The following is a 20,974-nucleotide window of genomic DNA, read 5'->3' on the forward strand; positions in this document are numbered from 1 at the left end:
CCTCAGCCCAACAGAGAACGCAGCCCGGCGATGGCGTCCTGCCCGCGTGCCTGCTTCTTCTCCGGGTCTTCCCGGTCGGCACGGCCCTCCCACTCGAGGTCGCCCTCCGGCAGTTCGTCGAGGAAGCGGCTGGGCGTGCAGTCCATCAGCTCGCCGTAGGTCTTGCGCTGACGCGCCAAGGTCAGGGTCAGGGTGCGTCGGGCCCGGGTGATGCCCACATAGGCCAGGCGACGCTCCTCCTCCACGGTGCCTACCTCGATGGCGTTGCGATGGGGAAGGAGCTCTTCCTCCAGGCCCATCAGGTAGACATGGGGGAACTCCAGGCCCTTGGAGGCGTGCATGGTCAGCAGCTGGACGCGGTCGGAGTCGTCCTCCTCGGCCTGCTGCTCGAGGATGTCGCGCAGCACCAGCCGGGAGATGGCCGCCTCCACGTCATCGGTCTCGGTCTCCGTACTGGCCGTGTCCTCGGGGTCACGGTTCATGGATTTCTCGAGCTGGTCGACCAGCACCCAGACGTTGGCCATGCGCCGCTCGGCGATGGTCGGGGCGCTGGCGTTCTGGTAGAGCCAGGCCTCGTAGTCCATCTCGTGCAGCATGCCGCGGATGGCGTCGATGGCGTCGCCCTGGTCCATGCGCCGCCGGACGCCGTCGATGAAGTGGGTAAAGCGCGACAGCCGCTCGACGGCTCTGACCGGCAGCAGCTGCTCCAGGCCCAGCTCGTGGCAGGCGGCGAACAGCGAGATATTGCGCTCGGTCGCATAGTTGGCCAGCTTCTCCAGGGTGCTGGGGCCGATCTCGCGGCGCGGCACGTTGACGATGCGCAGGAAGGCGTTGTCGTCGGCGGGGTTGATCAGCAGCCGCAGGTAGGCCATGGCGTCCTTGATCTCGTTGCGCGAGAAGAAGGAGGTGCCACCGGAGAGCTTGTAGGGGATCTGGTAGTGCTGCAGCTTGAGCTCCAGCAGCCGGGCCTGGAAGTTGCCGCGATAGAGCACCGCGAAGTCGCGCCACTCGGCGGACTCCTTGATGCGCCGGGTGAGGATCTCGCTGGCCACGCGCTCGGCTTCGGCCTCCTCGTGGCGGTTGACCACCACGCGGATCGCCGCGCCCTCGCCCATCTCCGACCACAGGGTCTTGTCATAGACGTGGGGGTTGTTGGCAATCAGCGTATTGGCGGCGCGCAGGATGGTGCCGGTGGAGCGGTAGTTCTGCTCCAGCTTGATCACCTTGAGGCGCGGGAAGTCCTCGCCCAGGGTCACCAGGTTCTCGGGGCGCGCCCCGCGCCAGGCGTAGATCGACTGGTCGTCGTCGCCCACCACGGTGAAGGTCGAGCGCTCGCCCATCAGCAGCCGCACCAGCAGGTACTGGCTGATGTTGGTGTCCTGGTACTCGTCCACCAGCATGTAGTGGATCTTGCGCCGCCAACGCGCCAGCGCCTCGGGATCGTCGCGCAGCAGCACCACCGGCAGCAGGATCAGGTCGTCGAAGTCCACGGCGTTGTAGGCCTTGAGGTGGCGCACATAGGCCTCATAGACCCGAGCGGCGTACTGCTCGTCGTCGTCCGCGGCGTGCGAGAGTGCCTGGCCGGGCAGCACCAGGTCATTCTTCCACTGGGAGATCTGGTGCTGCACGGCGTTGATCTGGTCGGCGTCGACCTGGGCGTCCTTGTTCATCAGGTCGCGCAGCAGCGCCTTGGCATCCTCCGGGTCGAACAGCGAGAAGCCCGGCCGGTAGCCCAGCGCCTTGAGCTCGCTGCGGATGATGTTGAGCCCCAGGGTGTGGAAGGTGGAGACGGTCAGCCCGTGCCCCTCCTTGCCCTTGAGCATGCTCCCCACCCGCTCCTTCATCTCCCGGGCGGCCTTGTTGGTGAAGGTCACCGCGGCGATGCGCCGGGCACTCATGCCGCACTCCTGCACCAGGTAGGCGATCTTGGTGGTGATGACGCTGGTCTTGCCGGAGCCCGCCCCGGCCAGCACCAGGCAGGGGCCGTCGATATAGCGCACGGCCTCCTGCTGGCGGGGATTGAGGCCGGCGAGCCGGCTGGCGATGGTCGGTGACATCAGCGGATCCTCGCAGGCGCGGGGGCGTCGCGCGCCGGCAAGCCGGCCCCCGGGAGGCCGGATCCCGGAAGGCCGGACCCCACGAATCCCAGCTGGCGCCAGGCCTCGAAGACAACCACCGCACACGCATTGGAGAGGTTCAGGCTGCGGCTCTCCGCCAGCATGGGAATACGCAGGCGCCGGGATTCGGGCAGGGCATCGAGCAGCGCCTGGGGCAGGCCACGGGTCTCGGGGCCGAACACCAGGGCATCCCCCTCGCGATAGGCGGGCTCATGATAGCCGGTGCGCCCGCGGGTCGAGACGGCGAAGACCCGCTCGGGGGTCACGGCCGCCAGGAAGGCCGACCAGTCGGCATGGACCCGGACCCGCGCCCACTCGTGGTAGTCGAGCCCCGCACGGCGCAGGCGCTTGTCGTCCAGCACGAAGCCCAGCGGCTCGATCAGGTGCAGGCGGAACCCGGTGTTCGCGCAGAGGCGGATCAGGTTGCCGGTATTGGGGGGAATCTCGGGCTGGTAGAGCACCACATCGAGCATCAACGACTCCTGATATGAAGGGCTCACAACGCCCTCGGGCCCCGTGCGGGGCCCGAGGGACGTCGGCAAGCACCGGCAGCACGCCGCGTGACGCTCAGTCGCCTCCCACGCCATAGCGAGCGCGATAGGCACGGATCGCCTCGGCATGGGGCTGCATCGCCTCGCCGGCATGCGCTTCGAGGTACTCGAGCACCAGGTCCAGGGTGACGATGCTGACCACCGGCATGTCGTAGGCGGCCTCGACCTCCTGGATGGCACTGGTCTCGCCCTGGCCGCGCTCCTGGCGATCCAGGGCGATCAGCACGCCGGCCGCCCGCGCGCCGGCGCCCTCGATCAGCCCCATCACCTCGCGGATGGCGGTGCCGGCGGTGATCACGTCGTCGATGATCAGGACCCGCCCCTCGAGCGCGGCACCGACGATGTTGCCCCCCTCGCCGTGATCCTTGGCCTCCTTGCGGTTGAAGGCATAGGGCAGGTCACGGTCATGATGGTCGGCCAGCGCCACGGCAGTGGTGGCCGCCAGCGGGATGCCCTTGTAGGCCGGGCCGAACAGCACATCGACCTCGAGGCCGCTGGCCTGGATGGCCCGGGCATAGAAGCGCCCGAGACGCGCCAGGGCGCCACCGGTACGGAACAGGCCGGCGTTGAAGAAGTAGGGGCTGACCCGACCGGACTTCAGGGTGAATTCGCCGAAGCTCAACACGCCCTGCTCGATGGCGAACTCGATGAACTCCCGCTGATAGTCTTGCATGCGCTGCGCGCTGGGCTGGTCCGCCACGGGGCCTCCTCTACACGGTCAAGGACCTGCTATCACGTCGATCGACCGGGGCCATTTACCCAAACGTCGAAACGTCGGGTATCATACACGCGCGACGCAAAAGGGACCATGTATGAAAATCGCCACCATCAATGTCAACGGCATCCGCGAGGCCGTCGGTCGAGGCTTCCTCGACTGGCTCGCCGACCAGGACGCCGATGTCGTCTGCGTGCAGAACCTCAAGGCCAAGAGCTTCGAGCTGGACGACAGCATCCTCTATCCGGAAGGCTACGAGGGCTACTTCCTCGATGCCGAACAGGACGGCTTCTCGGGGGTCGGCCTCTACTGCCGCAAGATCCCCAAGGCGATCATGTACGGGCTGGGATTTCCCCAATGCGATCATGAGGCGCGCTTCCTGCAGGCCGACTACGACCGCTTCAGCATCGCCAGCTTCCTGATGCCCGACGGCAGCGACTATGCCGCCAAGCAGGCCTTCATGGCCCAGTACCAGGAGTACCTGTCGAAGATGGCCCGCAAGCGGCGCGAGTACATCATCTGCGGCACCTGGCACATCGCCCACAAGACCATCGACCTGGAGAACTGGGCCGACAACCAGACCACGCCCGGCTTCAAGCCCGAGGAGCGTGCCTGGATGGACCAGGTGTTCGGCCCCACCGGCTTCATCGACACCTTCCGCGAGATCAACCGCGACGCCGGCGAGTACACCTGGTGGCCGAAGCTCGACCAGGAGGTGCCGCGCTCCCGCCAGGAGGGCTGGCGCATCGACTACCAGGTGGTAGGCCCTGAGTTCCGTCGCCATGTGGTGGATGCCTGGATCGACTACGAGGCCACCTTCTCGGAGTTCGCCCCGCTGATCGTCGAGTACGACCTGACGCTCTGAGCCCACTCCCTTCGTCGCCGTTCCGGCCCGCCCGGAACGCATCGCGCCGGCCCGAGGGCCGGCGCGATGCGTTTGCACGAGGCGAGGGGTCGACAGCGCCTCGGCCGGCAAGCCGATTCAGCCGCGGATGCCCAGGGCCGCGCGCTGGTGCTCGAACAGCTCGTTGCCGGCCTTCTCGGCCAGGTCGAGCATGGCGTCGAGCTGGGCACGACTGAAGGTGCCGGCCTCGGCGGTCCCCTGCACCTCGATCAGCCCGCCGCCCTCGGCCATCACCACGTTCATATCGGTATCGGCGCTGGAGTCCTCGGGGTAGTCCAGGTCGACCACCGGCAGCCCCTTGAACAGCCCCACCGAGACCGAGCTCACCAGCTGGTGGAAGGGGTCGCCCTTGATCAGCTTCTCGCGCTGCAGGTGGCGGATGGCGTCGATCAGCGCCACGCAGCCACCGGTGATGGAGGCGGTGCGGGTGCCACCATCGGCCTGGATGACGTCGCAGTCCACGGTGATGGTGAACTCGCCGAGCTTCTTGAGGTTCACCGCCGCCCGCAGCGAGCGGCCGATCAGCCGCTGGATCTCCAGGGTGCGGCCGCCCTGCTTGCCACGGGTCGCCTCGCGGCTGCCGCGGGTGTGGGTGGCCCGGGGCAGCATGCCATACTCAGCGGTCACCCAGCCCTGCTTCTTGCCACGCAGCCAGCGCGGTACGCCGACCTCGACGCTGGCGTTGCACAGGACCTTGGTGTCGCCGAACTCCACCAGCACCGAGCCCTCGGCGTGGCGGGTATAGTCGCGGGTGAGACGGATCTCGCGGGACTGGTCGGGGGCGCGTCCGCTGGGACGCCGGATCTCCGAAGACATGGCACCTCTCTTAAACCGGAAGGGTGACGGGACGTCACGCTGTGGAATGGCGGCCATTCTACACGCTATCGCCGGGGAATCGGTTACACTGCCCGACCCAGAAAGATCACGGCGCACCGGGAGGCACCATGGTCCACAGCATGACCGCCTTTTCACGCCAGGATCGCGATACCGCGGCCGGCACCCTGCAGCTCGAGCTGCGCTCGGTGAACCAGCGCTACCTCGAACCCCACTTCCGCCTGCCGGAAGCGCTGCGCGACCTGGAGCCGATGTTCCGCGAGGCGCTGCGCGCGCGCCTGGCCCGGGGCAAGGTCGAGTGCACCCTGCGCTTCGAGCCCGCCGGCGACGAGGCCGCACCGGCCGTCGACCGCCGGCGCCTGGCGGCGCTGGCCACGGCCCTGGAGGAGGTCCGCGAAAGCGTCCCCGGGACCGCCATGCCCGATGCCCTGAGCCTGCTCGGCCACCCCGGCGTGCTGGACAGCCGCGGCCCCGACATGGAGGCCGTCAAGCAGGAGGCGCTGGCGCTGTTCCAGGCCGCCCTGGACGACCTGGTCGCCGGCCGCGCCCGGGAGGGCGAGAAGCTCGCCGCGTTGATCCGGGAGCGGCTCAACGCGGTGAACGCCCAGGTGGCCGAGGTGCGTCGGCTGATGCCGCAGATCCTCGAACGCCAGCGGGCCCAGCTACTGGAGCGGCTGGAAGCGATCCGCGCCGAACTGGACCCCCAGCGGCTCGAGGCCGAATTGGTCCTGCTCGCCCAGAAGGCCGACGTCGATGAGGAGCTCGACCGCCTAGCCACCCATGTCGCCGAGGTGGAGCGCCAGCTCGGCCAGCCAGGCCCGGTGGGGCGTCGCCTGGACTTCCTGATGCAGGAGCTCAACCGCGAGGCCAACACCCTGTCGTCCAAGTCGGTGGTGGCCGCCACCACCCGCTGTGCCGTGGAGCTCAAGGTGCTGATCGAGCAGATGCGCGAGCAGATCCAGAACATCGAGTAAGGCCGCGGATGACCGCGACGCCGATCACCCCTCTCTTCTCGCACCGCTTCGCCACCACCGTGCGGCGGATCGTCGTGTGGCTGGTCGCCGGTTTCGCCGCCCTGCCGGCCAGCGGCCTGGCCCAGAACGGCGACGAAACCATCGTGGTCGGCGGGGACCGCTACCACCCGCCCTACGAGTTCCTCGACGAGGACGGCCGCCCCGCCGGCTACAACGTGGAGCTGACCCGGGCCATCGCCGAGGTGATGGGCATCGAGGTGCGCATCGAACTGGGCGACTGGAGCGCGATGCGCCGCGGGCTGGAAAGCGGCGTGATCGACGTCCTCCAGGGCATGTCCTACTCCGAGCAGCGCGACGACGCCTTCGATTTCGCCCCGCCCCATGCCATCGTGCATCAGTCGATCTTTGCCCGCCGCGGCACGCCGCCGGTGCAGGACCTGGAGGCGCTGCGCGGCAAGGAGGTCATCGTCCAGCGCGGCGACATCATGCACGACTACCTGGTCGAGCAGTCGGTGGGCGCCGAGCTGATCACCACCGACACCCATGGGGACGCGCTGCGCGCGCTGGCCGCCGGCCGGCACGACTACGCCCTGGTGGCCAACCTGCCGGCCCTCTATCTGAGCCGGGAACTGGGGCTGATCAACCTGGAGCCCGTCGCCCGGCCCTTCTCGCTGCGCTACGGCTATGCGGTGCGCGAGGGCAACGCCGACCTGCTGGCCCAGTTCAGCGAGGGCCTGGCCATTCTCAAGAACACCGGGCGCCACCAGGCGATCTACGACGAGTGGCTGGGCCCAATGGAGCAGGCGGATGGCATCCCCTGGAAGCGCATCGGCCTGGTCGGGGCCATCGCCTCCGGGCTGCTGTTGCTGATCCTGGGCGGCATCGTGGTCTGGAACCGCATGCTCAAGCGCGAGGTGGCGAGCCGCACCGAGGAGCTGCGCCGCCAGCAGCAGCAGCTGATCCAGGCCGACAAGATGACCTCCCTGGGCATCCTGGTCTCCGGGGTCGCCCACGAGATCAACAACCCCAGCAGCCTGCTGCTGCTCAACCTGCCGGTGCTGCGCGACGCCTACGCCGACGCCCAACCGGTGCTCGACGAGCACTACCGCCAGCAGGGGGACTTCCCGCTCGGCGGCCTGCCCTACTCGCGCATGCGCGACGAGATCCCCGCCATGCTCGACGAAATGCTGGAGGGCAGCCAGCGCATCAAGCGCATCGTCGGCGACCTCAAGGATTTCGCCCGGCAGGGCAGCAGCGAGCTCGGCGAATGCCTCGACCTCAACGCGGCGGTGCAGACGGCCGTGCGCCTGGTCGACAACTCGATCCGCAAGGCCACCGACCGCTTCGAGACGCGCTACGCCGACGACCTGCCCGACATCCAGGGCAACGCCCAGCGCATCGAGCAGGTGGTGATCAACCTGGTGCTGAACGCCTGCCAGGCCCTGGAGGGCCGCGGCCAGGGCATCTACCTGACGACCCGTTACCTTCCCGGCGACGGGGCCGTGGCCCTGGAGGTCCGTGACGAGGGCCGGGGGATCGATCCCGAGTCGATCCACCGGCTGACGGATCCCTTCTTCACCACCCGGCGCGAGTGCGGCGGCACCGGCCTGGGGCTCTCCGTCTCCGCCGGCATCGTCCGCGAGCACCAGGGCCGTCTCGACTTCGACTCCCGCCCCGGCGAGGGCACGACCGTCACCCTGACGCTGCCCCTGGCCGCGACACGCGACGCCGACTCCCCCTGGACGCAAGCCGACCGATGAGCATGAATCTCTATCCCGCCTTCGGCCTCCTGCTGGTCGATGACGAGCCCTCCTTCCTGCGCAGCCTGAGCATCGCCCTGGAACGCAGCGGGGGCATCACCAACCTCCATCGCTGCCAGGACAGCCGCGAGGTGATGGACATCCTGGCCCGGGAGAACATCGGCCTGGTGACCCTGGACCTGACCATGCCCCACCTGTCGGGAGAGGAGCTGCTCGGCCGCATCGTCGAGGAGCACCCGGATGTCGGCGTGATCGTGATCAGCGGCCTGAACCAGGTGGAAACGGCCGTGAACTGCATCAAGCTCGGCGCCTTCGACTACTTCGTCAAGACCGACGAGCAGGACCGGCTGATCGAGGGCATCAAGCGCGCCATCCGCCTGCAGGAGCTGCGCCACGAGAACCAGGAACTGCGCCGACGCTTCCTCCACGACACCCTGGAGCACCCGGAGGCCTTCGCCCGCTTCGTCACCGACGACAAGGGCATGCGCTCGGTCTTCCAGTACCTCGAATCGGTGGCCCCGAGCAGCCAGCCCCTGCTGACCGGCGGCGAGAGCGGCGTCGGCAAGGAGCTGATCGCCCGGGCAGCCCATGAGTTGAGCGGCCGCCGGGGCCCGCTGGTCTGCGTCAACGTGGCGGGCCTGGACGACAACGTCTTCGCCGACACCCTCTTCGGCCACCAGCGCGGCGCCTTCACCGGGGCCGACCAGCCCCGCGCCGGGATGGTCGAACAGGCCGCCGAGGGCACCCTCTTCCTCGACGAGATCGGCGATCTCAGCCTGGCCTCCCAGGTCAAGCTGCTGCGGTTGCTGCAGGAAGGGGAGTACTATCCCCTGGGCAGCGACCGCCCCAAGCGGATGCAGGCGCGGATCGTGGTGGCCACCCACCATGACCTCGACGCGCGCCAGCGGGAGGGATCCTTCCGCAAGGACCTCTACTACCGGCTGCGCACCCACCAGGTCCAGATCCCGCCGCTGCGTCGGCGCAAGGGGGACATCCCGCTGCTGCTGGATCACTTCCTCGCCGAGGCCGCCGACGAGTTCGGCAAGGCCCGGCCGACCTATCCCCCCGAGCTGCCGGTGCTGCTGGCCAACTACGACTTCCCCGGCAACGTGCGCGAGCTGCGCGCCATGGCCTACGACGCCATGAGCGTCCACCGTTCCAGGACGCTATCCATGGAGGTGTTCAAGCGCGCCATCGACCCGTCCCAGGCGTCTCCTCCGCCGACGAACGGGCGGCAGACCGAGCAGGCGGTCTTCGCCCCGGACGCGCCCCTGCCGACGCTGCATGAGGTGACCGACCTGCTGGTGCACGAGGCCATGCGTCGCGCCGAGGGCAATCAGTCCATCGCCGCCCGGCTGCTCGGCATCTCCCAGCCGGCACTGAGCAAGCGGCTGAAGAAGATGCGCGAGACGGGGCCGGAACCCCTATAACCTCCTTGCGCCCATAACCCAGGTTATAAGCTCGAATAATCCATTCTACTTCATGCACTTACATACACCACGCCGACTAGTGCCGCCCCGGGGTTATACCCCTTTGGCACCGCGTCTCGCCGCCTGCGCCGTCAGTAGTCCCTTTTTATTCAACCACCTATGACGAAACCTCCCGATTGGCACACGCCTTGCTCTGGATAGGCTGGCTCCCTGACGGGAGCCACCACCCTCCAAGAGCAAGAGGTTCGACGACCTATGCCAACAACAATGATGGCGGCCGCGACGGCCGCACCCGCATCCCGCACGACGACCACCGCGATGACAGGAGGTGCCGGATGCTGGATCTGATCAACGACCTGCTGTGGGGCAAGGTGCTGATCGCCTTGCTGATCGCCGTCGGGATAGGCTTCACGCTGCGCTCCCGCTGCGTCCAGTTCCGCTATTTCGGCCGCATGTTCCGCATCCTCGGTGCCAGCCAAGCGTTCAAGCGCGACAAGCACGGCCACCTGAGTTCTTTCCAGGCGCTGCTGCTGTCGGTGGCCGGACGTGTCGGCGGTGGCAACATCGCCGGCGTCGCCGTGGCCATCACGCTCGGCGGCCCTGGAGCCGTCTTCTGGATGTGGGTGGTCGGCCTGATGGGCATGGCCACCAGCTTCCTCGAGTGCACCCTGGCCCAGGCCTACAAGACCGCCGAGCCCGATGGCACCTTTCGCGGCGGCCCGGCGCGCTACATCGCCCGCGGGCTCGGCCGCCGCTGGAACTGGCTGGCCGGGCTCTACTCGGTGCTGCTGCTGGCCACCTTCGGCTTCGCCTTCACCGCCCTGCAGTCCTATGCCGTGGCCACCTCCTTCGACGATGCCTTCGGCATCCCGGCCCACGTCACCGGCCTCGCCCTGGCCCTGCTCGTGGGCCTGATCATCTTCGGCGGCGTCAAGCGGATCGCGCGGGTCACCGAGGTGCTGGTCCCGGTGATGGCGGGTGGCTACCTGCTGATCGCCCTGGTGGTGTTGGCGCTAAACCTGACCCGGCTGCCCGACGTCATCGGACTGATCGTCAACAGCGCCTTCGGCCTCGGGCCGGCCATCGGTGGGGGCATCGGCGCGGCCATCCTGATGGGGGTCAAGCGCGGCCTGTTCTCCAACGAAGCGGGGCTGGGCAGCGCGCCGAACGTCGCCGCCGTCGCCTATGTACCGCACCCGGTCAACCAGGGCATCGTTCAGGCGTTCTCGGTGTTCATCGACACCATGATCATCTGCTCCGCCACCGCCTTCATCATCCTGCTCGGCGGGGCCTATGACCCGACCGCCGGCGCCGGGATCGACGGCATCGCCCTGACCCAGGCCTCCCTGGCCGACCATGTGGGGGAGTGGGGCCGCAGCTTCGTGAGCATCGCCCTGCTGCTGTTCGGCTTCAGCACCATCCTCTACAACTACTATCTGGGCGAGAACAGCCTCGACTTCTTCAGTCACCGCAACCGTCCCCTGTTCAACGCCTTCCGTGTCGCCATCATCGGCCTGTGCACCTGGGGCGCGATGACCGACCTGGGCACCGTCTTCGCCTTCGCCGACACCACCATGGGCCTGCTGGCCCTGGCCAACCTCGTCGCCCTGATGCTGCTGTTCAAGCCGGGGCTGCGCTTCATGCGTGACTTCGACGGCCAGATCCAGGATGGGGTGAAACAGCCGATCTTCGACGCTGCTCGATTCGCCGACCTGAACGTGGATCCGGCCGCCTGGGCGATCGAACCCGAGGACCGCGAGCGGGTACGACGCGCGTCCTCCGCCCGCCCCGCCGCCCAGTGAGCGACACCCGGCCCGGACCCCGTCCGGGCCATTTTCCCTGCCTCTCGAGGTCACCAGCATGAATGCCACACTCTCCTGTCCACGGCCCGGCACCTCGCCGGTGTTGCAGGCCTGGGTGAACGACATCGAGCGTCGAGCGCGAACCCGGCTCGGCATGGGGCGGATCGCCGACTACATCCCGGCCCTGGCGAACCAGGACCCCGCATGCTTCGGCCTCGCCGTCTGCACCAACGACGGCAACCTCTACATGGCCGGCGACGCCGAGATACCCTTCTCGATCCAGAGCCTGTCGAAGGTACTGCTGCTGAGCCTGGCGCTGCGCACCCATGGGGATGGCCTATGGCGGCGGGTCGGGCTCAACCCCTCGGGGATGCCCTTCAACTCCCTGATGCAGCTCGAGACGGAGCAGGGCAAGCCCCGCAACCCCTTCATCAACGCCGGGGCCATCGTGGTCGCCGATCACCTGGTCGGCGCCTTCGCCACGCCGGCGAAGCACCTGCAGGACATCGCCCGGACGCTGTCCGGGAATCCCAGGGTGCTGATCGACCACGAAGTCCTGGCGTCGGAATGGGGGCATCGCGCCCGCAATGCGGCCGCCGCCTACCTGATGAAGGCCTTCGGCAACCTCTACAACGAGGTCGACGAGGTCCTGACTGCCTACTTCGCCTGCTGCGCGCTGCGCATGAGTTGTGCGGACCTCGCCGTCGCCCTGAACTACCTGGCGGCCGACGGCCGCGCCCTGACCACGGGCGAGCCCTTCGTCCCACCCGCCATGGCACAGCGCATCAACGCCCTGATGTTCACCTCCGGCATGTACGACGCCGCGGGGGACTTCGCCTATCGCGTGGGGCTGCCGGCGAAGAGCGGGGTGGGCGGCGGTATCGTCGCCATCGTGCCCGGCCGGCTGTCGGTCTGCGCCTGGTCGCCGGCGCTCGACGCCAGCGGCAACTCGGTGGCGGCCCAGTACGCCCTGGAGCTGATCGCCGAGGACCTGGGGCGCTGGCATCAGGCGCCCTTGGACTACGTCGATGCATCGACTCCCTGCTGACACCTAACCACCGACTGCCCCAGCCAACCGTGCCGAGCTCCACGGCAGAGCTATCTCAGGCGGACATGGCGAGCGGCGCCGGGGACAAGTCGAAGAGAGGGTCCTACGCCACGCGTGAGGAGGATTCCTCCGAACGGGCTGGCCAGGGATGGCCAGCACCGGTCCTGCAAGCGTCGCAGGATGCGAGAGCGCCGCAGGGCGTCGGTGGCGCCCTAGGATGGGGTCACAGTGCCCCCTCGCAAACCTGTCGACGGTCTTAGCCCCGAGCAGCCTGATTAACCGCGACAGCCTCGGTTCTCGAAGCCCGGGTGCTGCGGGCGACAAGCCAGTTGTGCGATACTCCACCCTTTCCGCAGCCGCTCACCATCCGTTGTAACGTCGGGGACCCCTGCTCATGGCCCAAGGTACGCTCTTCATCGTTTCCGCTCCCTCCGGTGCCGGCAAGACCAGCCTGGTCCGCGAGCTGATCGAAAGCCTCGACGGCATCCAGGTCTCGGTCTCCCACACCACCCGTGAGCGCCGCGAGGGCGAGGTGGACGGCGTCAACTACCACTTCGTGGACGTGCCGGCCTTCGAGGCGATGATCGAGCACGGCGACTTCTTCGAGTATGCCCGGGTCTTCGACAACTACTACGGCACCTCGCGCCGCACCGTGGAGGCGATGCTCGCCGCCGGCCAGGACGTGATCCTGGAGATCGACTGGCAGGGCGCCCGCCAGGTTCGCCAGCAGCTGCCTGATGCCGTCTCGGTCTTCATCCTGCCCCCTTCCCGGGAAGAGCTGGAGCGCCGTCTGGCCAGCCGCGGTACCGACGAGCACGCGGTGGTCGCCCGGCGCATGCGCGATGCGGTGAACGAGATGACTCACCACGACGAGTACGACTACCTGGTGATCAACGACGACTTCACCACCGCCCTGCGCGAGCTGCAGTCGCTGGTCATCGCCCGCCGCCTGACCCGCGAGCGAGTGAGCGAGCACCACGCCCCACTGCTTGCCGCGCTCTTGTCCTGACGCCAGCAGCGGCGCTTGTCTTGAGGCTGCGGCGCCTGTCCTGACCCCGCCGCGGCGCTTGTCAGGGCAACCTGGCGTCGAGTAATCTATCCGGTCTACCCATCGGTGGAATTCCCGGGGCGTTCCCACGCCGGCCGGGGTTTTGCCCGTCAGCATTATTCAGGAAGGCATCCATGGCACGTGTCACCGTCGAAGATTGTCTGGAAAACGTCGAAAACCGCTTCAAGCTGGTGATGATCTCCACTCACCGTGCCCGCCAGCTGGCCCGTGGCTCCCGCGACGCCCTCTTGCCCTGGGAGAACGACAAGCCCACCGTCATGGCCCTGCGCGAGATCGCCGAGGGGCTGGTCGACGCCAGCGTGCTCGACGAGCCCGTCGAGGCGGCGCCGGTGCGGGTCCGGCCCGAGTTCGAGCCGGGCACCCACGTCGAGGAGTGATCCTGCCCCTCCCGGCGCAGGAGCGCTTTCCCGCAGGGCCACCACGCAGCATTCAGGGCGCGCCGCATGTTCACCATCGATGACCTGGCCGACCGACTCGGCGGCTACCTTCCCCAGGACGAGATCCGGCAGGTCAGGCGCGCCTTCTACTATGCCGAGCAGGCCCACGACGGCCAGCGTCGCCGTTCCGGGGAGCCCTACGTCACGCATCCCCTGGCGGTGGCCAACATCCTGGCCAACATGCACATGGACCATCAGAGCCTGATGGCCGCCATGCTGCACGATGTCATCGAGGACACCGGCATCTCCAAGAAGGCCCTGGGCGAGCAGTTCGGTAAGCCCGTCGCCGAACTGGTCGACGGCGTCTCCAAGCTGACCCAGATCACCTTCGAGGACAAGGCGGTCGCCCAGGCCGAGAACTTCCAGAAGATGGTGCTGGCGATGTCCCGGGACATCCGCGTGATCATCGTCAAGCTCGCCGACCGCCTGCACAACATGCGCACCCTGGGCGCCCTGCGCCCCGAGAAGAAGCGCCGCATCGCCCGCGAGACCCTGGAGATCTATGCCCGTATCGCCAGCCGGTTGGGCATCAACACCATCCGGGTCGAGCTCGAGGACCTGTCGTTCCAGGCCCTCTACCCGATGCGCGCCGAGCGCATCAAGCGCGCCGTCTCCAGCGCCCGGGGCCATCGCCGCTCGACGATCCGCCAGCTCCAGACCAGCCTGCAGCAAAGCCTCGACGACGAGGGCCTGCCGGGCACGGTGATCGGCCGCCAGAAGCACCTGCTGTCGATCTATCGCAAGATGCGCGACCAGCGGAAGTCCTTCGCCGAGATCATGGACGTGTTCGGCTTTCGCATCATCACCGAGGACGTCGACAGTTGCTACCGCATCCTCGGCGTGGTCCACAATCTCTACAAGCCGGTGCCGGGGCGCTTCAAGGACTACATCGCCATCCCCAAGGCCAACGGCTACCAGAGCCTGCACACCACCCTGTTCGGCCGGGGCGGCATGCCCATCGAGGTGCAGATCCGCACCCGCGAGATGGAGGCACTGGCCAACAACGGCATCGCCGCCCACTGGCTCTACAAGGCCGGCCAGACCGAGCACCCCATTGCCCAGGGCAGCCATGCCCGGGCCCGGGCCTGGGTCAAGGGCCTGCTGGAGATGCAGCGCCACGCCGGAGATTCCCTGGAGTTCATCGAGCACGTCAAGAACGACCTCTTCCCCGACGACATCTACGTCTTCACGCCCAAGGGCGACATCATGGAGCTGCCCCAGGGTGCCACGGTGATCGACTTCGCCTACAGCGTGCACACCGATATCGGCAACGGCTGCATCGCCTGTCGCATCGACCGGCACCTGGCCCCGCTCTCGACCCGCCTGGAGAGCGGCCAGACGCTGGAGATCATCACCGCCCCGGGGGCGCGACCCAACCTGGCCTGGCTCAATTTCGTGGTCACCGCCAAGGCGCGCTCGGCGATCCGCCATGCGCTGAAGCACCAGCAGCACACCGAGGCGGTGCAGCTCGGTCGGCGCCTGCTCAACAAGGCCCTGGCGCCGTTCGAGACCAGCCTGGAGGAGTTGCCGGAGGGCCTGCTTGCCAGCCTGCTCAGGGAGCATTCGCTGAAGGGGGAGGAGAGCCTGCTGGAATCCATCGGGCTGGGCACCCGGGTCGCCCATGTGGTGGCCCGCCGGCTGCTCGACCTGCAGCAGGGCGAGTCGGGCGATACCACGGAGGACCCGCAGCGCGCCCAGGGGCCGATCGTGATCAGCGGCGCCGAGGGCATGGTGATCAAGTTCGCCCGCTGCTGTCGCCCGCTGCCCGGCGACCCGGTGATCGGCCACCTGTCCGCGGGCAAGGGCATCGTGGTCCACCGCGCCGAGTGCCGTAACCTCGCCGAGCTCAGGAACGACCCGGACAAGCTGTTCGCCCTGGAATGGTCCGACGACATCGACGAGGACTTCCCGGCCGCCCTGCGCCTGGAGGTGGAAAGCCGCCGCGGCCTGGTGGCGGAGCTCGCCGCCCTGGTCACCGACGCCGGCGCCAACATCGAACGCATCGGCATCGAGGAGCGCGACGCGCGGCTGTCGATCGTCAACCTCATCCTCTCGGTACGCAACCGCGTGCACCTGGCGCGGATCATCAAGCGCCTGCGCAACCTCGCCCACGTGGGCCGCATCACCCGCCTCGGCAACTGAACCCATGCCGTCCCGCCAGCCGCATGGCGCGGTGGGCGGGCGGCTTTCCCATTTCACGACGCTGGACTGAAAGGAGCACCACCATGAGCAACAAGGCCGTGATCAACACCGACCAGGCCCCCGCCGCCATCGGCCCCTACTCCCAGGCCATCAAGGCCGGCAACACCGTCTACCTGTCCGGGCAGATCCCGCTGGACCCGGCCACCATGGCGCTCGTCTCCGATGACTTCGAGGCCCAGGCACGCCAGGTCTTCACCAATCTCAAGGCCGTCTGCGAGGAGGCCGCCGGCACCCTGCAGGACGTGGTCAAGCTCAACCTCTACCTGGTCGACCTGGAGCACTTCGCCGTGGTCAACGAGGTGATGGAGGAGTTCTTCGACAAACCCTACCCGGCCCGAGCCGCCATCGGCGTCAAGGCGCTGCCCAAGGGGGCGCAGTTCGAGGCCGAGGGCATAATGGTCATCGGCGACTGATAAGCATCCGAATAAATGCCTGCGCGGGCGAATCACTGCGTTGCACAGCGCTCGGAATCCTCAGTTCCTGCGCGCTGTGCGCCTTGTGCTTCATCCCGCTCGGCGATTGATTCGGCCACTTCTATGAGATTATTTCTGGCGCTGGAGCCTCCCGAGACGCTGCGCCAGCAGCTCGGCGAGCTGGCCGAGCTCGCCCAGGCCCGCTGCGGTGGGCGCCGCATGCCCGACGATAGCCTGCACCTGACGCTGGCCTTCCTCGGCGAGGTGGCCGAGGAGCGAGCAGCGGCGCTCGCGGCCTGGGTCGGCGAGCGGTCGATCCCGGCGGGGGAGTGGCGACTCGATGCCTGGGGGGCTTTCCGTCGCCCCGGCATCGTCTGGGTCGGCGGCCAGACGCCGGACCCTGAGCTGGTGCGCCTCCATGAAGCACTGTGGAAAGAGCTGGCAGCGTTCGGCTTCAACCACAGGCCGGGGCACTTCGTGCCCCACGTTACCCTGCTGCGCCGCGCCCACCACCTGGAGACTCGGGGACTGCCCTCGCTCGACCTGGTCTGGCCCTGGCGGCGGCTCTCGCTGGTGCGCTCCTTCACCGAGAAGGACGGGGCCCGCTACGCGACCCTGGCCCGCTCGTCGTCGGCCTGAGCGGGCCGTCTTTCTCTCGGGTCTCCATCAGGCCCTTTCTGGCAGGAAGCCCCCTTGCTTCAGCACCTGGGCATAGCCCTCGCGGAAGCTGGGATAGCGGAAGCGATAGCCGCTCTCGAGCAGCCGGGTGTTGTCGCAGCGCTTGCTGGCGCGGCGGCGCAGCGGCGACTGGATGGTCTCGGTGGCCTCGACCTTCAACTGCTTCGCCAGCCAGGCCATCACCTCGTGCAGGGGGGCCGGCTCGCAGTCGCTGGCGAGGTAGAGCGCCTCGAGCGACTCGCCGGCCAGGTGCCGACCGATCAGGTGTGCCAGCACCCCGGCGCAGTCGTCACGGTGGATGCGGTTGGAGTACATGACGGGGCTCGAGGGGGCGATGCGCCCCTCGCCGACCTGGTGAATCAAGCGATCTCGACCCGGGCCGTAGATGCCCGAGAAGCGCACCACGGTACCCGGAAGGTCATGGTCGATCAGCGCCTGCTCGGCCTCGCACATCAGCAGGCCCGAGAAGCCCGAGGGCTCGGCGGGGCTGGTCTCGTCGACCACCTCGCCATCCCGCTGGGCGTAGACGCTGGTCGAGGAGACGAAGAACACCCGTCCGGGCGCCTTGTCGCGACCGGCGAACTCGGCCAGCACCGCGGTCAGGCCATCGAGGTAGGCGGCACGATAGGCCGCCTCATCGAAGCGGTCGGCGCTGACCACGTAGACCAGCGTATCGGCGTCCGGCAGCCCGGCCAGGGTGGCCGGGTCATTCAAGTCGACCGCGACGGCCTCCAGTCCGCTGCCTTCCAGCGCGCGAGTGTTGCGGCGCGCCCCGATCACCCGGTGCCCCGCCTCGCGCAGCTCGCGTCCCAGGGCCATGCCGATGTCGCCACAGCCCAGAATCAGTGTCGTTGTCTTCACCTTTCCCTCGCCCCCTGATAAAAAGTCCCTATTGGCATTATTGTGTCCCTGTGCATCGGGCGAGATCACTGGGACCTTCACCCGTTTCGGAAGAGGATGCCTGCCGGCACCACAATGACTCTAACAGAACTCCGCTACATCGTGACACTGGCCCAGGAGCGCCATTTCGGACGCGCGGCGGAGCGCTGCTTCGTCTCCCAGCCGACCCTGTCGGTGGCCGTCAAGAAGCTCGAGGAAGAGCTGGGCGTGGCGCTGTTCGAACGCTCGAAATCCACCGTGCAGGTCACCCCGCTGGGCGAGAAGATCGTCGAGCAGGCGCAGCGCGTACTGGAACAGAGCAGCGTCATCAAGGAACTCGCCACGGCCGGTCGCGACCAGCTGGCGAGCCCCCTGCGCATCGGCGCCATCTACACCATCGGCCCCTACCTCTTCCCCCACCTGATCCCGGAGCTCTCCCGGCGTGCGCCGCAGATGCCGCTCTACATCGAGGAGGGCTTCACCGGCAACCTGCGCCGCAAGCTGCGCAGCGGCGAGCTCGACGCCATCATCATCGCGCTGCCCTTCACTGAGACCGACGTGGTCACCAAGCCGCTCTACGAGGAGGCCTTCGAAGTGCTGCTGCCGGCCGACCACCGCTGGGCCTCCCGGGAGAGCATCGACAAGGAGGACCTGCTGGAGGAGCGCCTACTGCTGCTCGGCGAGGGCCACTGCTTCCGTGACCAGATCCTCGAGGCCTGCCCAGCCATCAGCCACCAGCTCAACAGCCCCTCCAACACCCTCACCGCCGAGGGCGGGTCGCTGGAGACCATTCGCCACATGGTGGCCTCACGGCTCGGCATCACCGTACTGCCCCACTCGGCCATCGGCACCGGCCATTACGAGAGCGGCATGCTGATCAGCCGCCCCTTCACCGCCCCGGCACCCGCACGGACCGTGGCGATCGCCTGGCGCGCCAGCTTCCCCCGGCCCCGGGCCATCGATGCCGTCACCGAGGCCATCGCGCACTGCCGTCAGGCAGAGCTCGAGCCGGCATGAACGAGCTCGACGCGCCCGTCACGGAGCTCAAGGGCGTCGGCGAGGCGCTGTCGCTCAAGCTGGCCCGGCTGGGCATCGAGCGCGTCAGCGACCTGCTGTTTCACCTGCCGCTGCGCTACCAGGACCGTACCCGCATCACTCCCATCGCCACCCTGCGCGCGGGCCACGAGGCCGTGGTGGAGGGCGAGGTGGTGGCCGGCGAGGTGGTGCGCGGCCGCCGGCGCAGCCTGCTGGTGCGCCTGCGCGACGGCTCCGGGATCCTCAGCCTGCGCTTCTTCCACTTCTCCCCGGCACAGCAGCAGCAATTCCAGACCGGGGCGAGAGTGCGCGCCTTCGGCGAGGCCCGCGCCGGCGCCACCGGCCTGGAGCTCTATCACCCGGAGTACCGCCTGCTGGCCGGTGGCGAGGCGCCGGTGGAGGACCACCTGACGCCCATCTACCCGGCCACCGAGGGCCTCCACCAGACCCGCCTGCGGGCGCTGATCGACCAGGCCCTGGCCCGCCTGGATGCCGCTCCAGACGCCCTCCCCGACGGCATTCCCGCGCCCCTGCGCCAGCGCTTCGGCCTGCCCGAGCTTCACCACTGCCTGGACACCCTGCACCGGCCGCCGCCGGAGGCCGACGCGGAGCAGCTGGCGGCCGGCCGGCACCCGGCGCGGCGCCGCCTGGCTCTTGAGGAGCTGCTCGCCCACCGGCTCAGCCTGCAGGAGGTGCGCCAGCGCATCCAGGAGGACGGCGCCCCGGCCCTGCCCGGCGGCCGCAGCCTTCAGGCGCGCTTCCTGACCCAGCTGCCCTTCTCGCTGACCGGCGCCCAGCGCCGGGTGCTCGACGAGATCGCCGCCGACCAGGCACGCCAGGTGCCCATGCTGCGCCTGGTTCAGGGCGACGTGGGCTCGGGCAAGACGGTGGTCGCCGCCATGGCGGCGCTCTCGGCCATCGCCGCCGACTGCCAGGCGGCGATGATGGCCCCGACCGAGATCCTCGCCGAGCAGCACTACCGCACCTTCAGCGCCTGGTTCGAGCCGCTGGGCATCGAGGTGGCCTGGCTGTCCGGCAAGCTCAAGGGCAAGGCGCGACTCGACACCAAGGCGGCCATCCAGGACGGCCGGGCCCGCATGGTGGTGGGGACCCACGCGCTCTTCCAGGGCGACGTGCACTTCCAGCGCCTGGGCCTGGCAATCATCGACGAGCAGCACCGCTTCGGCGTCCACCAGCGCCTCGCGCTGCGCGAAAAGGGCGAGGCCGGCGGCCTGACGCCCCACCAGCTGGTGATGACCGCCACCCCGATCCCGCGCACCCTGGCGATGAGCGCCTATGCCGACCTGGACGTCTCGGTGATCGACGAGCTACCCCCGGGCCGGACCCCGGTGAAGACGGTGGTGATGCCCGATGAGCGGCGCCCCGAGGTGATGGCGCGCATCCGCCACGCCTGCGCCGAGGGGCGCCAGGCCTACTGGGTCTGCACCCTGATCGAGGAGTCCGAGGTACTGGAGTGCCAGGCCGCCGAGGCGACCCGCGACGAGCTCGTCGAGACCCTGCCGGAACTGGCCATCGGCCTGGTCCACGGGCGCATGAAGGCCAGCGAGAAGGCCGCGGTGATGGAGGCCTTCAAGGCCGGCGAGCTGGACCTGCTGGTTGCCACCACGGTGATCGAGGTGGGGGTCGACGTGCCCAATGCCAGCCTGATGATCATCGAGAACCCCGAGCGCCTGGGCCTCTCCCAGCTCCACCAGCTGCGCGGGCGGGTGGGACGCGGCGCCGTCGAGAGCTTCTGCGTGCTGCTCTATCACCCGCCGCTGTCCGCCCACTCCCGGGAGCGCCTGGCGGTGATGCGCGAGACCACCGACGGCTTTCGCATCGCCGAGAAGGACCTCGAGATCCGGGGTCCCGGCGAGGTGCTGGGCACCCGCCAGACGGGGCTTGCGCAGATGAAGGTCGCCGACCTGGAGCGCGACGCCGACCTGCTGGACCGCGTCGCCCCGTTGGCCGAGGCGCTACTCGACGAGCATCCCCAGGCCAGCCGCCCGCTGATCAGGCGCTGGCTGGGGGAGGAAGCGGGACGCTACGGGCAGGTGTGACAGCGCCAAGCTGCCAAGCAGAGGATCCGCGTATAAGGGGCTGGGCGTAACGGGCGGGAAGGGGCA

At 68.5% G+C, this 20,974-nt stretch carries 18 protein-coding genes; 13 read left to right on the forward strand and 5 right to left on the reverse strand.

Annotation, left to right across the window (positions count from 1 at the left end; genetic code table 11):
- Nucleotides 1-2 precede the first annotated feature (2 nt).
- From rep to pyrE, 3 genes are all read right to left on the reverse strand, one after another.
- Nucleotides 3-2,057 (reverse strand): DNA helicase Rep, encoded by a 2,055-nt coding sequence (gene rep, locus QLQ86_RS00420; protein WP_282733972.1) that lies wholly within the window; start codon nt 2,055-2,057, stop codon nt 3-5.
- Complete coding sequence (gene trmL / locus QLQ86_RS00425; protein WP_282733971.1) at nt 2,057-2,590, reverse strand: tRNA (uridine(34)/cytosine(34)/5-carboxymethylaminomethyluridine(34)-2'-O)-methyltransferase TrmL; 534 nt, start codon at nt 2,588-2,590, stop codon at nt 2,057-2,059. The genes rep and trmL overlap by 1 nt, the downstream gene beginning before the upstream one ends.
- A gap of 94 nt (nt 2,591-2,684) precedes the next feature.
- Nucleotides 2,685-3,341, reverse strand: coding sequence for an orotate phosphoribosyltransferase (pyrE, locus tag QLQ86_RS00430; RefSeq protein ID WP_282734016.1), 657 nt, complete (start codon nt 3,339-3,341; stop codon nt 2,685-2,687).
- A gap of 139 nt (nt 3,342-3,480) precedes the next feature.
- Here pyrE and QLQ86_RS00435 point away from each other — a divergent pair, with 139 nt between their 5' ends.
- Nucleotides 3,481-4,248 carry an exodeoxyribonuclease III gene (locus QLQ86_RS00435; RefSeq protein ID WP_282815591.1) on the forward strand — a complete coding sequence of 256 codons (768 nt, stop codon included), beginning with the start codon at nt 3,481-3,483 and terminating at the stop codon, nt 4,246-4,248.
- A 117-nt stretch (nt 4,249-4,365) separates the two neighbouring features.
- Here QLQ86_RS00435 and rph read toward each other — a convergent pair whose 3' ends face one another.
- Nucleotides 4,366-5,103 carry a ribonuclease PH gene (rph, locus tag QLQ86_RS00440; RefSeq protein ID WP_282733969.1) on the reverse strand — a complete coding sequence of 246 codons (738 nt, stop codon included), beginning with the start codon at nt 5,101-5,103 and terminating at the stop codon, nt 4,366-4,368.
- A gap of 128 nt (nt 5,104-5,231) precedes the next feature.
- Here rph and QLQ86_RS00445 point away from each other — a divergent pair, with 128 nt between their 5' ends.
- The 10 genes from QLQ86_RS00445 to thpR all read left to right on the forward strand — a co-directional run bounded on the left by QLQ86_RS00445 (nt 5,232) and on the right by thpR (nt 16,895).
- Nucleotides 5,232-6,095: a YicC/YloC family endoribonuclease gene (locus tag QLQ86_RS00445; RefSeq protein WP_282733968.1), complete on the forward strand. Its 864-nt coding sequence runs from the start codon at nt 5,232-5,234 to the stop codon at nt 6,093-6,095.
- 8 nt (nt 6,096-6,103) lie between these two features.
- Nucleotides 6,104-7,855, forward strand: coding sequence for a transporter substrate-binding domain-containing protein (locus QLQ86_RS00450; RefSeq protein ID WP_282815592.1), 1,752 nt, complete (start codon nt 6,104-6,106; stop codon nt 7,853-7,855).
- On the forward strand, nt 7,852-9,285 hold the full coding sequence (locus QLQ86_RS00455) for a sigma-54-dependent transcriptional regulator (protein ID WP_282815593.1): 1,434 nt from the start codon (nt 7,852-7,854) through the stop codon (nt 9,283-9,285). The genes QLQ86_RS00450 and QLQ86_RS00455 overlap by 4 nt, the downstream gene beginning before the upstream one ends.
- A 335-nt stretch (nt 9,286-9,620) precedes the next feature.
- On the forward strand, nt 9,621-11,087 hold the full coding sequence (locus tag QLQ86_RS00460) for an alanine/glycine:cation symporter family protein (protein ID WP_282815594.1): 1,467 nt from the start codon (nt 9,621-9,623) through the stop codon (nt 11,085-11,087).
- Between the two features lie 58 nt (nt 11,088-11,145).
- Entirely contained in the window at nt 11,146-12,135 is a 990-nt protein-coding gene (gene glsB / locus QLQ86_RS00465) for a glutaminase B (RefSeq protein WP_282733964.1), read from the forward strand.
- A gap of 394 nt (nt 12,136-12,529) precedes the next feature.
- Nucleotides 12,530-13,144, forward strand: coding sequence for a guanylate kinase (gene gmk, locus QLQ86_RS00470; protein WP_282733963.1), 615 nt, complete (start codon nt 12,530-12,532; stop codon nt 13,142-13,144).
- A 173-nt stretch (nt 13,145-13,317) separates the two neighbouring features.
- Complete coding sequence (rpoZ, locus tag QLQ86_RS00475; RefSeq protein ID WP_278032308.1) at nt 13,318-13,581, forward strand: DNA-directed RNA polymerase subunit omega; 264 nt, start codon at nt 13,318-13,320, stop codon at nt 13,579-13,581.
- 66 nt (nt 13,582-13,647) lie between these two features.
- On the forward strand, nt 13,648-15,783 hold the full coding sequence (locus QLQ86_RS00480) for a RelA/SpoT family protein (protein ID WP_282815595.1): 2,136 nt from the start codon (nt 13,648-13,650) through the stop codon (nt 15,781-15,783).
- 83 nt (nt 15,784-15,866) lie between these two features.
- Entirely contained in the window at nt 15,867-16,256 is a 390-nt protein-coding gene (locus QLQ86_RS00485; RefSeq protein WP_282733961.1) for a RidA family protein, read from the forward strand.
- Between the two features lie 123 nt (nt 16,257-16,379).
- Complete coding sequence (thpR, locus tag QLQ86_RS00490) at nt 16,380-16,895, forward strand: RNA 2',3'-cyclic phosphodiesterase (protein ID WP_282733960.1); 516 nt, start codon at nt 16,380-16,382, stop codon at nt 16,893-16,895.
- Nucleotides 16,896-16,922: 27 nt separating this feature from the next.
- Here thpR and QLQ86_RS00495 read toward each other — a convergent pair whose 3' ends face one another.
- The gene (locus QLQ86_RS00495; RefSeq protein ID WP_282815596.1) at nt 16,923-17,795 is read right to left on the reverse strand and encodes an SDR family oxidoreductase; all 873 of its coding nucleotides are present in this window, start codon (nt 17,793-17,795) and stop codon (nt 16,923-16,925) included.
- Between the two features lie 114 nt (nt 17,796-17,909).
- Here QLQ86_RS00495 and QLQ86_RS00500 point away from each other — a divergent pair, with 114 nt between their 5' ends.
- Together QLQ86_RS00500 and recG are read left to right on the forward strand one after the other, a co-directional pair.
- Nucleotides 17,910-18,830, forward strand: coding sequence for a hydrogen peroxide-inducible genes activator (locus QLQ86_RS00500; RefSeq protein WP_282733958.1), 921 nt, complete (start codon nt 17,910-17,912; stop codon nt 18,828-18,830).
- On the forward strand, nt 18,827-20,908 hold the full coding sequence (recG, locus tag QLQ86_RS00505) for an ATP-dependent DNA helicase RecG (protein WP_282733957.1): 2,082 nt from the start codon (nt 18,827-18,829) through the stop codon (nt 20,906-20,908). The genes QLQ86_RS00500 and recG overlap by 4 nt, the downstream gene beginning before the upstream one ends.
- Nucleotides 20,909-20,974: the final 66 nt, after the last annotated feature.

The sequence above is a fragment of the Halomonas rhizosphaerae genome, assembly GCF_030012485.1.
In the GTDB taxonomy this organism is placed as follows: domain Bacteria; phylum Pseudomonadota; class Gammaproteobacteria; order Pseudomonadales; family Halomonadaceae; genus Halomonas; species Halomonas rhizosphaerae.